The following is a 14,230-nucleotide window of genomic DNA, read 5'->3' on the forward strand; positions in this document are numbered from 1 at the left end:
GACCTGCCGGGCATCGGCTCGCTGGGAGCCAGAGGAAAGGAGTGTCGGACATGACCATGCTGCGCCAGGAATGTCTGTGGGAAGCGCTGACCCCTAAGCGGCCGCGTGCGGCGGCGCTGGCGGGGGAGCACAAGGCCGACGTGTGCGTGATCGGCGCCGGCATCACCGGGCTGTCGGCGGCGCTGCACCTGCTCGAGCGCGGCAAGCGGGTGTGCATCCTCGAAGCCCATGAAGTGGGTCATGGCGGTTCGGGGCGCAACGTCGGGCTGGTCAACGCGGGCATGTGGATCGCCCCGGACGAGATCGAGGCCGGCCTCGGCCTCGCCGTCGGCCAGCAGCTGAACCAGACGCTGGGCGCGGCGCCCGCGCTGGTGTTCTCCCTGGTCGATCGCTACGGCATCGATTGCCAGCTGCGCCGCGAGGGCACCCTGCACATGGCGCACAACCCCGCCGGGTTGGCCAACCTGCGCAGCCGCTGTGAGCAATGGCAGCGCCGTGGAGCGCCGGTCGAGCTGCTCACTGGGCAGGCCTGCGTACGCGCCACCGGTACCGAGCGGATCGCCGGCGCGTTGCTCGATCGTCGCGCCGGTACGCTCAACCCGATGGCCTACACGGTCGGGCTGGCGAATGCGGTGCAGCAATTGGGCGGCGAGCTGTTCGAGCATTCTCCAGTCGCCCGCCTGGAACGCCAGGGCGCGCAGTGGGTGGTGCGCAGCGAGGCCGGGGCGGTGCTCGCCGAGCAGGTCGTGATCGCATCCAGCGCCTACACAGAAGGGGAATGGAGCGAGGTGCGGCGGCGTTTCTTTCCCGGCTTCTACTACCAGGTCGCCTCGACGCCGCTGCACGGTGAGGAAGCGACGCGCATCCTGCCGGGCGGGCAGGGGTCCTGGGACACCCGTCAGGTGCTCAGCAGCATCCGCCGCGACGCCGACGGCCGCCTGCTGCTCGGTAGCCTCGGCAACGGCACGCGCAAGCCGGCGTGGTTCCTGCGCGCCTGGGCCCGGCGCATCCAGAAGCACTACTTTCCCTACCTGCCGGCGGTCGATTGGGAATACACCTGGACCGGTTGCATCGACTTCACCCCTGATCACCTGATGCGTCTCTTCGAGCCGGCGCCGGGGCTGCTCGCGGTGGCCGGCTACAACGGTCGTGGCGTCACCACGGGCAGCGTGGTCGGCAAGGCCTTCGCCGATTACCTGTGCACGGGGAACTCCGCCGCGTTGCCGATGCCGTTCCGCTCCACGCCTGCCGTCAGTGCACCGCGGTTGCGCAGCGGGATGTACGAACTGGGATTTTCGCTCTACCACGCCGGGCAGTGCCTGCGCGTGGTGATCTAAGTGTGTTCGGAGGGCTGACCAGCGATGGTGCGGGTGGGTATTTTCGGTGCACCAGCGGCGGGCGATTCCCCCTCGCTAAGTGGCCGTTACCGAAAGTAAAAATGGCCTTCCGGGCGGCCTGTCGCATATCTGCCCGAAAAAGGCGTATTGAAATAGAGGGTCGTTAAATTTTTTTTCGAATCCTCTGATTTTTTGACAAGACCCTCTGTTTCTTCCCGTTCGGCCGGAGTTTCTTCTGGATGGCACAAGGCTTGCTCTTGCAAGCTGCCAATCCAAACCCCTCAGGGAGCAACTCCATGCCTCACAAGTCTTTCAACAAAGGTGTTCTGGCTTTCGCTGTTGCAAGCGCGATGAGCCTCTCCTCTTTTGCATACGCAGACGTAGTCATTGGTGTAGCCGGTCCGATGACCGGGGGTAACGCCGCGTTCGGCGAGCAGCTGTGGCGTGGCGCTGAACAAGCCGTCGCCGACATCAACGCTGCCGGTGGCATCAACGGTGAGAAGATCAAGCTGGTCAAGGCGGACGACGCCTGCGAGCCGAAACAGGCCGTAGCGGTCGCCAACCGTCTGGTCGACTCCGACAAGGCCGTCGCCGTGGTCGGTCACTTCTGCTCCTCCTCGACCATGCCGGCCTCCGAGGTCTATGACGAAGCAGGCATCATTTCGATTACCCCGGCGTCGACCAACCCGCAGGTTACCGAGCGCGGCCTGACCGGCGAATTCCGCATGTGCGGTCGTGACGACCAGCAGGGCGTGGTTGCCGGCGACTACATCGTCGATACCCTGAAAGCCAAGAAAGTCGCGGTCATCCACGACAAGGACACATACGGCCAGGGCCTGGCCGACGCCACCAAGATGGAGCTGAACAAGCGCGGTGTTAAGGAAGTCCTCTACGAAGGTCTGACCCGCGGCGAGAAAGACTTCAACGCCCTGGTCACCAAGATCCGTTCCACCGGCGCCGAAGTGGTCTACTTCGGTGGTCTGCACGCCGAAGCCGGTCCGCTGGTCCGCCAGATGCGCGAGCAGGGCGTCACCGCCAAGTTCGTTTCCGGCGACGGCATCGTCACCGACGAATTCGTCGGCACCGCTGGGGGCCCGCAATACGCCAAGGGCGTGCTGATGACCTTCGGCGCCGACCCGCGTCAGATCCCGGATGGCAAGGCAGTCATCGAAAAATTCCGCGCCAACGGTTATGAGCCGGAAGGCTACACCCTGTACTCCTACGCCTCTATCCAGGCCATCGCTGCCGCCTTCACCGGCGCCAAGAGCACCGAAGGCGCCAAGGCTTCGGCCTGGCTGAAAGCCAACCCGGTCTCCACCGTCATGGGCAAGAAGGAATTCGATGCCAAGGGCGATCTGAAAGTCTCCGACTACGTGATGTACGAGTGGGACGACGCTGGCAAGTACAAGCAACTCTGATGTCAGTCGAAGCCCCCGTGCGGTGATCCCGCACGGGGGCTTCGGGTATTTGCGTCGAGCCTCGGAAGGGCGGCGCGGCCTCGGTCGCCCGGCCCTTCTTTTCAAGGGGGAGTCGCCGCCCTGCCTTACCCAGGCAACCGGATGCACCTCCCAGGCCCCTCGCAAGACTCCTCTTCCCGTCATGACTTGAGAGTTGATTTATGGACGGTATTTTCCTGCAGCAAATGATCAACGGCCTGACCCTCGGCTCGGTCTATGGCCTGATCGCCATCGGCTACACCATGGTTTACGGCATCATCGGCATGATCAACTTCGCCCACGGCGAGGTGTACATGGTCTCTGCCTACCTCGCCGCCATCGCCATCGCGGTACTCGGCTTCTTCGGCGTGCACTCCTTCCCGCTGGTGATTCTCGGGACCCTCATATTCACCATCGTGGTGACCGGCGTTTACGGGTTCGCCATCGAGCGCATCGCCTACAAACCGCTGCGCAACTCGACCCGTCTGGCACCGCTGATCTCGGCGATCGGCATGTCGCTGATCCTGCAGAACTACGTGCAGCTCAGCCAGGGCGCGCGTCAGCAAGGCATCCCGACCATGCTCGAAGGCAGCCTGCGGCTGCACGTCGGCGAAGGGTTCGTGATGATCACCTACACCAAGCTGTTCATCATCGCCGCCGCCATTGCCGGCATGCTGGCGCTGACCTTCATCATCCAGCGCACGCGCCTCGGACGCATGTGCCGGGCGACCCAGCAGGACCGCAAGATGGCGCAGATCCTCGGCATCAACACCGATCGGGTGATCTCCTACGTATTCGTCATCGGCGCGTCCATGGGTGCCCTGGCCGGCGTGCTGATCACCCTGAACTACGGCACCTTCGACTTCTATGCCGGCTTCATCATCGGCATCAAGGCGTTCACCGCCGCGGTGCTCGGCGGCATCGGCTCGCTGCCCGGCGCGATGCTCGGCGGGCTGATCCTCGGCGTGGCCGAGGCGCAGTTCTCCGGCATGGTCAACACCGACTACAAGGACGTGTTCAGCTTCTCGCTGCTGGTACTGATCCTGATCTTCCGACCGCAAGGGCTCCTGGGTCGTCCCCAGGTGACTAAGGTGTGATGCCCGTGAGCACTTCTTCCATCGATATCAAGAAAAGCCTGATCGACAGCGTGATGGCCGGGCTGATCGCCCTCATCGTGTTCGGTCCGATCGTCGGGGTAGTCCTCCAGGGCTACGATTTCAACCTGCAGTTCGACCGTGTCGGCTGGATGGTGCTGGTGGTCATGGTCGGCCGCTTCGCCCTCAGCCTGTTCCTGCAGACCCCGCGCGGCGCCGTGGTGCTGCAGAGCTTCGAGAGCCCGGCGGGCGGTGTCGGCGTATTGCCGCCGGACTACAAGTCGCGGCTGCGCTGGATCCTCCCGGTGCTGGTACTGCTGGCGGTGGCGTTTCCGTTCTTCGCCAACAAGTACCTGCTCACCGTGGTCATCCTCGGCCTGATCTACGTGCTGCTCGGCCTCGGCCTGAACATCGTGGTCGGCTTGGCCGGCCTGCTCGACCTGGGCTTCGTCGGCTTCTACGCCATCGGCGCCTATGGCCTGGCGATGGGCTACGAGTACCTCGGCCTGGGCTTCTGGAGCATGCTGCCGCTGTCGGCGATCCTCGCCGCGTTCGCCGGCATGTTGCTCGGCTTCCCGGTGTTGCGGATGCACGGCGACTACCTGGCGATCGTCACGCTCGGCTTCGGCGAGATCATCCGCCTGATCCTCAACAACTGGCTGGCGGTGACCGGCGGCCCGAACGGCATGAGCGCTCCGGCGCCGACCTTCTTCGGCCTCGAGTTCGCCCGCCGCGCTAAGGATGGCGGCACGCCGTTCCACGAGTTCTTCGGCATCGCCTACGATCCGAACCTGAAGTTCCTGTTCACCTACGCCGTGCTGTTCCTGGTCGTGCTGCTGGTGCTCTACATCAAGCATCGCCTCACCCGCATGCCGGTCGGGCGTGCCTGGGAAGCGCTGCGCGAAGACGAGATCGCCTGCCGCGCGATGGGCCTCAACCACGTGCTGGTGAAACTCTCGGCGTTCATGCTCGGCGCCTCCACGGCCGGTATCGCCGGGGTGTTCTTCGCCACCTACCAGGGCTTCGTCAACCCGGCCTCGTTCACTTTCTTCGAGTCGGCGCTGATCCTCGCCATCGTCGTCCTCGGCGGCATGGGATCGACCATCGGGGTGGTGATCGCCGCCTTCGTGCTGACCGTCGCCCCCGAGTTGCTGCGCAGCTTCGCGGACTACCGCGTGCTGCTGTTCGGCATCCTCATGGTGGTGATGATGATCTGGAAACCACGCGGCCTGATTCGCATCAACCGCATCGGCATAGCCCCACGCAAAGGAGTGGCGCCATGAGCGACGTCATTCTCTCCGTCGACTCGCTGATGATGCACTTCGGTGGCATCAAGGCGCTGAACGACGTGAATTTCTCCGTCAAGCGGCATTCGATTTCCGCGCTGATCGGCCCCAACGGTGCCGGCAAGACCACCGTGTTCAACTGCCTCACCGGCTTCTACTCGGCCACGGGCGGGAAGATCCTGCTCAACGCCCAGGGCAAGCAGACCGACGTGATCAAGGTGCTCGGCGAGCCCTTCGCGGCGGACGACTTCGTCAAGCCGGCGCAGTTCGGTTCGCGGGTCTGGTACAAGATGTTCGGCGGCACCCACCTGGTGAACCGCGCCGGCCTGGCGCGGACCTTCCAGAACATTCGCCTGTTCAAGGAAATGACCGTCCTGGAAAACCTGCTGGTGGCGCAGCACATGCTCGCCAACCGCAACATGTTCGCCGGCATCTTCAACACCCCCGGCTACCGCAAGGCCGAAAGCAAGCTGCTCGACACCGCGTTCTACTGGCTGGAAGTGGTCGACCTGGTGGAGCACGCCAACCGTCTCGCCGGCGAGCTTTCCTATGGCCAGCAGCGCCGCCTGGAAATCGCCCGGGCGATGTGCACGGCGCCGGAACTGATCTGCCTGGACGAACCCGCCGCCGGCCTCAACCCCGCGGAAACCGAGGCACTTGCCGGGATGATCCGCCTGCTGCGCGACGAGCACGGCATCACCGTGCTGCTGATCGAGCACGACATGGGCATGGTCATGAGCATCTCCGACCACATCGTGGTGCTCGACCACGGGCTGGTCATCGCCCAGGGCGGGCCTGACGACATCAAGAACGATCCGAAGGTGATTGCCGCCTACCTCGGCGCGGAAGAGGAGGAAGTGGCATGAGTTCGCCGATGCTGGAGTTCAAGGACGTCAACGTCTTCTACGGGCAGATCCATGCCCTCAAGGGCGTGAGCATGCACATCAACGAGGGCGAGACGGTCAGCCTGATCGGCGCCAACGGCGCCGGCAAGTCGACCCTGCTGATGTCGATCTTCGGCCAGCCGCGGGCGAAGAGCGGGCAGATCCTCTATCAGGGCACCGATATCAGCAAGAAGTCGGCGCACTACGTCGCCTCCAACGGCATCGCGCAGTCGCCGGAAGGTCGCCGCGTGTTCCCCGACATGAGCGTGGAGGAGAACCTGCTGATGGGCACCATCCCCATCGGCGCCAAGTTCGCTGACGAGGACATGCAGCGCATGTTCGAGTTGTTCCCGCGCCTCAAGGAGCGCCGCAATCAGCGCGCCATGACCATGTCCGGCGGCGAGCAGCAGATGCTCGCCATCGCCCGTGCGCTGATGAGCCGACCCAGGTTGCTGCTGCTCGACGAGCCGTCGCTCGGCCTGGCACCGATCGTGGTGAAGCAGATCTTCTCGACCCTGCGCGAACTGGCGCAGACCGGCATGACCATCTTCCTGGTGGAGCAGAACGCCAACCACGCACTGCGTCTCTCCGACCGCGCCTACGTGATGGTCACCGGGCAGATCCGCATGTCCGGCACCGGTCAGGAACTGCTGACCAACCCCGAAGTTCGCGAAGCCTACCTCGGCGGTCACTGAGTAATACCCTTTCGCCCGGAGTGGGATGCGAGCCTGGCTCGTTTCCCGCTCCGGGCTTTTTATTGCCCGGGGAAACCTTCCCGGTGCTGCAGACCGTCAGAGTCACTGCCCTGGAGTTGTTCAGCGAAACTGTGGAGCGAGCTGTGCATAACGTGGTGGCAGAGTGCTGCGGGCGACTGCCTGCGCGGCTTCCAGAGGTTTGCTCGGAATTTGACCGACTGGATGAATTCCAAGGGAAAACAGTCAGTTATTGAAGACCTTGGCGCTCGGCGAAGCGTCGGGGAGTTGTCCCCAGGAGCTGTGGATAGTCTTGTGAATAAGGAGGGGGCGGCCGCCGCGACCAGCCTGGGGACGCGGCTTTCAGGGAACTGTGCGTTTTTTGTGCTGTCGCGGGGTTTTCCACGTCTTGCTTGTCGCGATCAGCTGGCAGCCTTCACCGGGCTGGCCTCGCGCACGGTCATCGATTCGGCCAGCAGCGCGGCGGCCTCGCGCAGGCGCGGCACGCAATCGAGCAGGTCGTTGAGGCTCTTGCGCGCGGTGGGCGCATGGCAGGCCAGCGCCGCGACGCAGTGACCGGCTGCATCGGTAATGGGCACCGCCACGGCCGCCATGCCACGGACGAACTCCTCGCTGTCGATGCCCACGCCGCGCGCCTTGATCCGTTCCAGCTCGGTCTCCAGAAGGGCCGCGTCGGTGAGGGTGCGGTCGGTCTGCCGGGTCAGCGGCAGGTGCGCGAGCATCCGCTGGCGTTGGCTGGCGCTCATGCTCGCCAGGTACAGCTTACCGCTGGCGGTGCAGTGCAACGGCACATGGGTGCCGGGCTCGACATGCAGGCGAAGGGGTTCGCGGGTTTCCACGCGGTCGATGTAGAGCACCTGGTTGCCGTCCAGCGCGGTCAGGTTGCAGGTTTCACCCAGCTCGGCGACCAGTTCCTCGAGGATCAGCCGATGGCGCTGCAGCACCGCCTGGTTACGCAGCGCATGCAGGCCCAGTTGCCGGGCGTGGGGGCCGGGCAGGTAGGTCTTTTCGTCCAGTTCGCGGATCAGGTAACCGTGGCGCTCCAGTGCGGTGAGCATGCGCAGCAGGGTCGCCTTGGGTGCCTGCAGGCGGTCGCTGAGTTGCGCCAGGGTCACCGGCTCGCTGGCGCAGACCACGGCCTCGAGCGCGATCAGGGCGCGCAGGCTGCGGTCACCGTTGCCCAGGGCTTCGCTATCCATCGCCTCTACATTCTTTTTTGAATCTTTTCGTTCCATTTTCTGGTTACCTGTTCCGGCCGGCAAATGGTCTTCTTTAACTTCGTTACTGATTTATAAAGGCTTTCTGCGGGATTTGGAAATTCTGCCGGCGGTGGCCTCATGGGAGAAAGACTTCTGGTTCCATGAAAGTGGTCCGTAATGTTTTAATTTTCAAGCGTTGTTCGGATTTATGAAATATAAAAACAAGAGGATTCCCGAATGTCACGCGCCTACGACTATGTCGTTGTCGGCGCCGGTTCTGCCGGTTGTGTACTGGCGAACCGGTTGAGCGAGAACGGTCGATACAGCGTCTGCCTCCTGGAGGCCGGGCCGCCGGACCGCTACCTGTGGATCCACATTCCCATCGGTTATGCCAAGACGATGTTCCACCCCGTGTACAACTGGGGTTTCTACACCGACCCCGACCCGGGCATGCATGACCGCAAGATCTACTGGCCGCGCGGTCGCGGCTTCGGCGGCTGCAGCTCGGTCAACGGGCTGATCTACATCCGCGGGCAGAAGGCCGACTACGACGCCTGGGCCGCCGCCGGCAATGAAGGCTGGAGCTGGGACCAGGTGCTGCCGTACTTCCGCCGCGCCGAACACAACGACCTCGGCGCCGGGCCTACCCGCGGCACCGAGGGGCCGCTCTGGGCCTCCAGCATCAAGGCCCGTCATCCGCTCACCGAAGCCTTCATCGGCGCCGCCAACGGGCTCGGTGTGCCACGGGTCGACGATTTCAACACTGGCGATCAGGAGGGCGTCGGCTACTACCAGCTGACCACCCGCAACGGCCTGCGTTGCAGCACCTCGGTGGCCTACCTGCGCCCAGCCATGGGCCGGCCGAACCTGACGGTGGAATCCAACGCGCACGCCGAGAAGGTGCTGTTCGAAGGCACCCGTGCGGTGGGTGTGCAGTACCGTCAGGGCGGTCGCTCGCTGAGCGTGCGCGCCAATCGCGAGGTGATTCTCAGCGCCGGCGCGCTGCAGTCGCCGCAGTTGCTGCAACTGTCGGGCGTCGGCCCGCGCGAACTGCTGCAGCAGTTCGGTATCCCGCTGGTGCATGCGCTGCCGGGTGTCGGCGAAAACCTGCAGGATCATCTGCAGATCCGCCTGATGTACGAGTGCACCCAGCCGATCACCACCAACGACGACCTCAACTCGCTCGTGCGCAAGATGCGCATGGGCATGCAATGGCTGCTGACCCGCACCGGCCCGCTGGCGATCGGCATCAATCAGGGCGGGCTGTTCACCAATGTCCATTCGCCTGACGGGTTGCCGGATATCCAGTATCACTTCGGCACCCTCAGCGCGGACTCAGCCGGAGGCAGCGTGCACCCGTTCTCTGGGTTCACCATGTCGGTCTGCCAGTTGCGTCCGCAGAGCCGCGGCTACGTGCGGATCAAGTCTGCTGACCCGATGGACGCGCCGTCCATGCAGCCCAACTACCTGTCCGCCGAACTGGACCGGCAGACCGCCATCGCCGGCGTCCGCTACACCCGCAAGCTGGCCGAAACCGAGCCGCTGAAGAGCCTGATCCGCCGCGAGTACCGGCCCGGTGCGGCGTGCGAGAGCGACGCCGAGATTCTCGAATTCTGCCGTGAATACGGCGCCTCGATCTTCCATCCGTCCGGCACTTGCAAGATGGGCAACGACCCGCTGGCGGTGGTGGATCAGCGCCTGCGTGTTCATGGTGTGCAGGGGCTGCGGGTGGTGGACTGTTCGATCATGCCGACCCTGGTTTCCGGCAACACCAACGTGCCGGTGGTCATGATCGCGGAAAAGGCCTCGGAGATGATCCTCGAAGAGGCGAACCAGCCCTCGCTCAGCCAGCGAGTCCCATTGACTTCGACGCGTGCAGAACTAGAAGCCCAGGCATCCTGACCGACCTCCACGTGACGGACCTGCCAACCGCGCCCTGCGGGGCGCCAGCGGAGCCTGTCGCTTAGCAAAACAAAAATAGGAGCACTGCCATGTCATCGCAAAACTCGTTACGCAAGGTCGTAACCGCCAGCGTCATCGGCGCCACCATCGAGTGGTACGACTTCTTCCTCTACGGCGTAGTCGCCGGCATCGTCTTCAACAAGCTGTATTTCCCCTCGGACGATCCGCTGGTGTCGACCATGCTCGCCTACGGCACCTTCGCCGTCGGCTTCGTCACCCGGCCGCTGGGCGGCGTGATCTTCGGCCACTTCGGCGACAAGATCGGGCGCAAGAGCATGCTGGTGATGACCATGATGATCATGGGCGTCGCCACCTTCCTCATCGGTCTGGTACCGACCTACGACACCATTGGCGTCTGGGCGCCGATCCTGCTGCTGTTGCTGCGCGTGTTCCAGGGCATCGGACTGGGCGGCGAGTGGGGCGGCGCGGTGCTGATGGCGTTCGAGTACGCACCGGAGAAAAAGCGCGGCTTCTACGCCAGCCTGCCGCAGGTCGGCCTGGCCATCGGGCTGTGCCTGGCCTCTGGCGTGGTCGGGTTCCTATCCTACGCGCTCAGCGACCAACAATTCCTCGACTGGGGCTGGCGCGCGGCCTTCCTGCTCAGCGCGGTGCTGGTGTTCCTCGGCACCTGGATTCGCCTGAACGTGATGGAGACGCCGGAGTTCGCCAAGGTCAAGCAGGAGAACGCCGAGGCCAGCATTCCCTTCATCGACATGATCAAGCGCTATCCGAAGAACGTGCTGGCCGGCATGGGCGCGCGCTACATCGACGGCGTGTTCTTCAACGTGTTCGGCGTGTTCTCCCTGAGCTACCTGACGCAGACGCTCAACCTGCCCCGTTCGGAAGCGCTGATCGGGGTGATGGTGGCCGCGGTGGTGATGTGCTTCACCATCCCGCTGTTCGGCGCGCTGTCCGATCGCATCGGCCGAACCCGGGTGTACCTGTGGGGCTCGCTGATCACCGGCATCTCGGCTTTCCCGGCGTTCTGGCTGATGACCACCAGCGGTGGCGACATGTTCACCATCTGGCTGGCCATCGTGATCCCGTTCGGCATCTTCTACGCCTCGGTCTACGGGCCGGAAGCGGCGATGTTCTGCGAACTGTTCGATGCCAAGGTGCGCTACACCGGGATCTCTTTCGTCTATCAGTTCTCCGGCATCTTCGCCAGCGGCCTGACCCCGATGATCGCCACCGCGCTGATGCGCAGCAGCGGCGGGCAACCTTGGAGTACCTGCTGGTACGTGCTCGGCGTCGGCGTGATCAGTGCCTACTCGGCCTGGTGGATCGGTCGGCATGCAAAGAAACAGGGCAAGGAAAAGCAGGCCTCGGCCGGTAGCGCTAACCCGGCGCGCGCCATGCCGTAACCACTCGAAACGGCCCGGCCAGCGTCTTCGCGAGGAGACGCTGGCTTTGCTTCGTGTGGTGGATCAGCGCGGAAAAAGACGAGCCCCTCCGGGCATGAAGCCCGGTGGGGCGAGGAGGCGACTATCTCAGTCTCAGTAGAACAGACCGCCCAGTGGCGACGAGGCGTCGCCCAGCGAACGCCGGGGCATGCGCCCGGCCAGGTAACCCTCGCGCCCGGCCTGCACCGCCTTGCGCATCGCCGCGGCCATCAGCAGCGGATCGCGGGCCTTGGCGATGGCGGTGTTCATCAGCACGCCGGCGCAGCCCAGTTCCATGGCGAAGGTGGCATCCGAGGGTGTGCCGACGCCGGCGTCGACGATCACCGGAACCCGGGCGTTCTCCACGATCAGGCCGATGTTGTAAGGGTTGCGGATTCCCAGCCCGGAGCCGATGGGCGCGCCCAGCGGCATGATCGCGACGCAGCCGAGGTCTTCGAGCTTGCGCGCGGCGAGCGGGTCGTCGCTGGTGTAGACCATCACCTGGAACCCCTCGCGAACCAGCGTTTCGGCGGCCTTGAGGGTTTCGCCGATGTCCGGGTAGAGCGTCCTCTGGTCGCCCAGCACTTCCAGCTTGACCAGGTCGTGGCCGTCCAGCAGTTCGCGGGCGAGCAGGCAGGTGCGCACCGCATCCTCGGCGGTGTAGCAGCCGGCGGTGTTCGGCAGCAGGGTGTAGCGCTCGGGCGGGATCACCTCGAGCAGGTTCGGTTGCGCGGCGTCCTGGCCGAGGTTGCTGCGGCGCACCGCGAAGGTGACCACCTCGGCGCCGCTGGCCTCGACGGCGGCGCGGGTCTGCTCCAGGTCGGCGTAATGCCCGGTGCCGACCAGCAGGCGCGAAGTGAAGATGTGACCGTGGACGATCAGGCAGTCCGGCGGGGATGTGGCGACGTTCATGGCAGCTCCTTGTGCGGCGGCGTGGCGCGACCGGAGTCAGCCGCCGCCGATGGCGTGGACCAGTTCCAAGCGATCGCCGTCGGCGAGTACGCATGCCCCGTGCTGGCTGCGCGGGATCACCCAGCCATTAAGTTCCGCCGCCACCCGGCGCTGCTGCAGGTCGAGCCTTTGCAGCAGTTCGCCGAGGGTGCAGGGCTGGGGCAGGCGGTGCGCCTCGCCGTTTATATGAAGCTCGATCATGCGGCCTGGCCGGTCGGTTGTGTCCGCCACCAGCTTGCCCGGCCGCTCGCGGCGCCATGCAGGGCCAACGATTTGCTCTCGTTGGTGCCAGCGCGGCGGCGTCATCGCGGAGGCGTGCACGCGTCGATCCGCCGGTCCGACAACAACAATTAGAACGCGAGGTCGTGATGCTGCAACTGTTCCATTTGTCCCCGGAAAAGGCCGCCAGCCTGCAGCAGCAGCTGCGCGAGCAGATCGCCCGGGCGATCCTCAACGGCAACATGCCGCTGGAAAAACCGCTGCCTTCCAGCCGCAAGCTGGCCAAGCAACTGAACATCGCGCGCAACACCGTGGTGCTGACCTACGAGCACCTGCTCGACGACGGCTACCTGCTGGCGCGCGAGCGCAGCGGCTACTACGTCAACCCGGCGATCCTCTCGCGCAAGCCCGCCGCGCCGCGCGTCGAGCCGGCGCCGCGCACGCAGGATGCGCCGGACTGGTCGCGGCATTTCGTGCTCAATCCGTCCGCCCAGCGCAACAAGATCAAGCCGCGCGACTGGCAGAACTTTCCCTATCCGTTCATCTACGGGCAGTTCGACCCGGCGCTGTTTCCCACCGCCAACTGGCGCGAGTGCTGCCGCGACGCCGTCAGCGTACCGGCGATCCGCGACTGGGCCAGCGACCGCCTCGACAACGACGACCCGCTGCTGATGGAGCAAATCCGCACCCGCCTGCTTCCGCGGCGCGGCGTCTGGGCGCGGCCCGAGCAGATTCTGGTGACCGTCGGCGCGCAGCAGGCGCTGTACATCCTTGCCCGCCTGCTGCTGGACAAGGACCGCTGCCTCGGCATAGAGGACCCCGGCTACATGGACGTGCGCAACATCGCGCTGCTCAACCCCTCGCGCGTGCTGCCGTTGCCGGTGGACGAGCACGGGCTGATCATCGACGACCGTCTGGCCGCCTGCGATTGCGTGTACGTGACGCCCAGCCACCAGTGCCCGACCACCGTGACCATGCCGCTGGAGCGGCGCTACGAATTGCTGGAGCGGGCACACCGGCATGATTTCCTGATCATCGAGGACGACTACGAAAGCGAGACCAACTACCGCAGCAACCCGACGCCGGCGCTCAAGAGCCTCGACCGCAACGAGCGGGTGATCTACACCGGCAGCCTGTCGAAGACCCTCGCGCCGGGGCTGCGCGTCGGTTACCTGGTCGGCCCGGAAGCGCTGATTCGCGAGGCGCGCGCGCTGCGCCGGCTGATGGTGCGGCACCCGGCGGCGAACAACCAGCGCTCGGTGGCGCTGTTCCTCGAGCGCGGCTACCACGACGCGCTGATGATGACACTCATGCAGGCCTACGAGGAGCGCTCGCAGGCGATGCACGCGGCGCTCGACGAGTTTCTTCCCGAGTCGTCGCAGCAGCCCGCCTTCGGCGGCTCCTGCTACTGGGTGAAGGGGCCGGACAACCTGGATGCCCGCGTGCTGCGCCAGCTCGCCGCCGAGCGCGGCGTGCTGATCGAGCCCGGCGACATCCATTTCCACAGCGAGAACGCGCCGCAGAATTTCTTCCGGCTCGGCTATTCGTCGATTCCGGTGGAGCGCATCCGGCCGGGCATCGAGATTCTCGCCGAACTGATCCAGGGGCTGTGCTCATGACGCCCTGGTACGACGATTTCCTGCCGACTGGTCCCATCGCCGCAGGCCGCGGCAGAGCGGCTGGCGTAACGCATGGCAGGGAACTGGCCCTATGGCGGCGGGGCGCGCAGCTCCTAGTCTTGGTCCAGGTTCGCGCGGCCTTGCCCAC

General features: G+C 65.0%; 12 protein-coding genes. 9 read left to right on the plus strand and 3 right to left on the minus strand.

Features of this window, described 5'->3' with window-relative positions; translation table 11 throughout:
- Window positions 1-56: 56 nt before the first annotated feature.
- From B2X67_RS19855 to B2X67_RS19880, 6 genes are all read left to right on the plus strand, one after another.
- The gene (locus tag B2X67_RS19855; RefSeq protein WP_376747780.1) at window positions 57-1,337 is read left to right on the plus strand and encodes an NAD(P)/FAD-dependent oxidoreductase; all 1,281 of its coding nucleotides are present in this window, start codon (window positions 57-59) and stop codon (window positions 1,335-1,337) included.
- A 296-nt stretch (window positions 1,338-1,633) separates the two neighbouring features.
- The gene (locus tag B2X67_RS19860; protein ID WP_282342294.1) at window positions 1,634-2,755 is read left to right on the plus strand and encodes a branched-chain amino acid ABC transporter substrate-binding protein; all 1,122 of its coding nucleotides are present in this window, start codon (window positions 1,634-1,636) and stop codon (window positions 2,753-2,755) included.
- A 200-nt stretch (window positions 2,756-2,955) separates the two neighbouring features.
- Window positions 2,956-3,870: an ABC transporter permease subunit gene (locus B2X67_RS19865; protein WP_090223793.1), complete on the plus strand. Its 915-nt coding sequence runs from the start codon at window positions 2,956-2,958 to the stop codon at window positions 3,868-3,870.
- Window positions 3,870-5,150 carry a high-affinity branched-chain amino acid ABC transporter permease LivM gene (gene livM / locus B2X67_RS19870; protein ID WP_282342299.1) on the plus strand — a complete coding sequence of 427 codons (1,281 nt, stop codon included), beginning with the start codon at window positions 3,870-3,872 and terminating at the stop codon, window positions 5,148-5,150. The genes B2X67_RS19865 and livM overlap by 1 nt, the downstream gene beginning before the upstream one ends.
- Entirely contained in the window at window positions 5,147-6,019 is an 873-nt protein-coding gene (locus tag B2X67_RS19875) for an ABC transporter ATP-binding protein (RefSeq protein ID WP_273229068.1), read from the plus strand. Before livM ends, B2X67_RS19875 begins: the two co-directional genes overlap by 4 nt.
- Window positions 6,016-6,732, plus strand: a complete 717-nt coding sequence (locus B2X67_RS19880) for an ABC transporter ATP-binding protein (RefSeq protein ID WP_282342302.1) — start codon at window positions 6,016-6,018, stop codon at window positions 6,730-6,732. The genes B2X67_RS19875 and B2X67_RS19880 overlap by 4 nt, the downstream gene beginning before the upstream one ends.
- Window positions 6,733-7,151: 419 nt before the next feature.
- On the opposite strand, the gene B2X67_RS19885 is transcribed toward B2X67_RS19880, so the two are convergent.
- Window positions 7,152-7,949, minus strand: a complete 798-nt coding sequence (locus tag B2X67_RS19885; protein ID WP_282342304.1) for an IclR family transcriptional regulator — start codon at window positions 7,947-7,949, stop codon at window positions 7,152-7,154.
- 237 nt (window positions 7,950-8,186) lie between these two features.
- Here B2X67_RS19885 and B2X67_RS19890 point away from each other — a divergent pair, with 237 nt between their 5' ends.
- Together B2X67_RS19890 and B2X67_RS19895 are read left to right on the plus strand one after the other, a co-directional pair.
- On the plus strand, window positions 8,187-9,851 hold the full coding sequence (locus B2X67_RS19890) for a GMC family oxidoreductase (RefSeq protein WP_282342306.1): 1,665 nt from the start codon (window positions 8,187-8,189) through the stop codon (window positions 9,849-9,851).
- Between the two features lie 89 nt (window positions 9,852-9,940).
- On the plus strand, window positions 9,941-11,275 hold the full coding sequence (locus B2X67_RS19895) for an MFS transporter (RefSeq protein WP_282342308.1): 1,335 nt from the start codon (window positions 9,941-9,943) through the stop codon (window positions 11,273-11,275).
- A gap of 132 nt (window positions 11,276-11,407) precedes the next feature.
- Here the strand turns inward: B2X67_RS19895 and B2X67_RS19900 are convergent, their stop codons facing one another.
- Together B2X67_RS19900 and thiS are read right to left on the minus strand one after the other, a co-directional pair.
- On the minus strand, window positions 11,408-12,205 hold the full coding sequence (locus B2X67_RS19900) for a thiazole synthase (RefSeq protein WP_286786559.1): 798 nt from the start codon (window positions 12,203-12,205) through the stop codon (window positions 11,408-11,410).
- Window positions 12,206-12,241: 36 nt separating this feature from the next.
- Window positions 12,242-12,565 (minus strand): sulfur carrier protein ThiS, encoded by a 324-nt coding sequence (thiS, locus tag B2X67_RS20950; protein ID WP_376747775.1) that lies wholly within the window; start codon window positions 12,563-12,565, stop codon window positions 12,242-12,244.
- A 47-nt stretch (window positions 12,566-12,612) separates the two neighbouring features.
- Here thiS and B2X67_RS19910 point away from each other — a divergent pair, with 47 nt between their 5' ends.
- Window positions 12,613-14,082, plus strand: coding sequence for a PLP-dependent aminotransferase family protein (locus tag B2X67_RS19910; protein ID WP_286786560.1), 1,470 nt, complete (start codon window positions 12,613-12,615; stop codon window positions 14,080-14,082).
- The last annotated feature ends 148 nt before the right edge of the window (window positions 14,083-14,230 follow it).

It is taken from the genome of Pseudomonas sp. UBA3153 (genome assembly GCF_002364635.1).
Classification (GTDB): domain Bacteria; phylum Pseudomonadota; class Gammaproteobacteria; order Pseudomonadales; family Pseudomonadaceae; genus Pseudomonas_O; species Pseudomonas_O kuykendallii.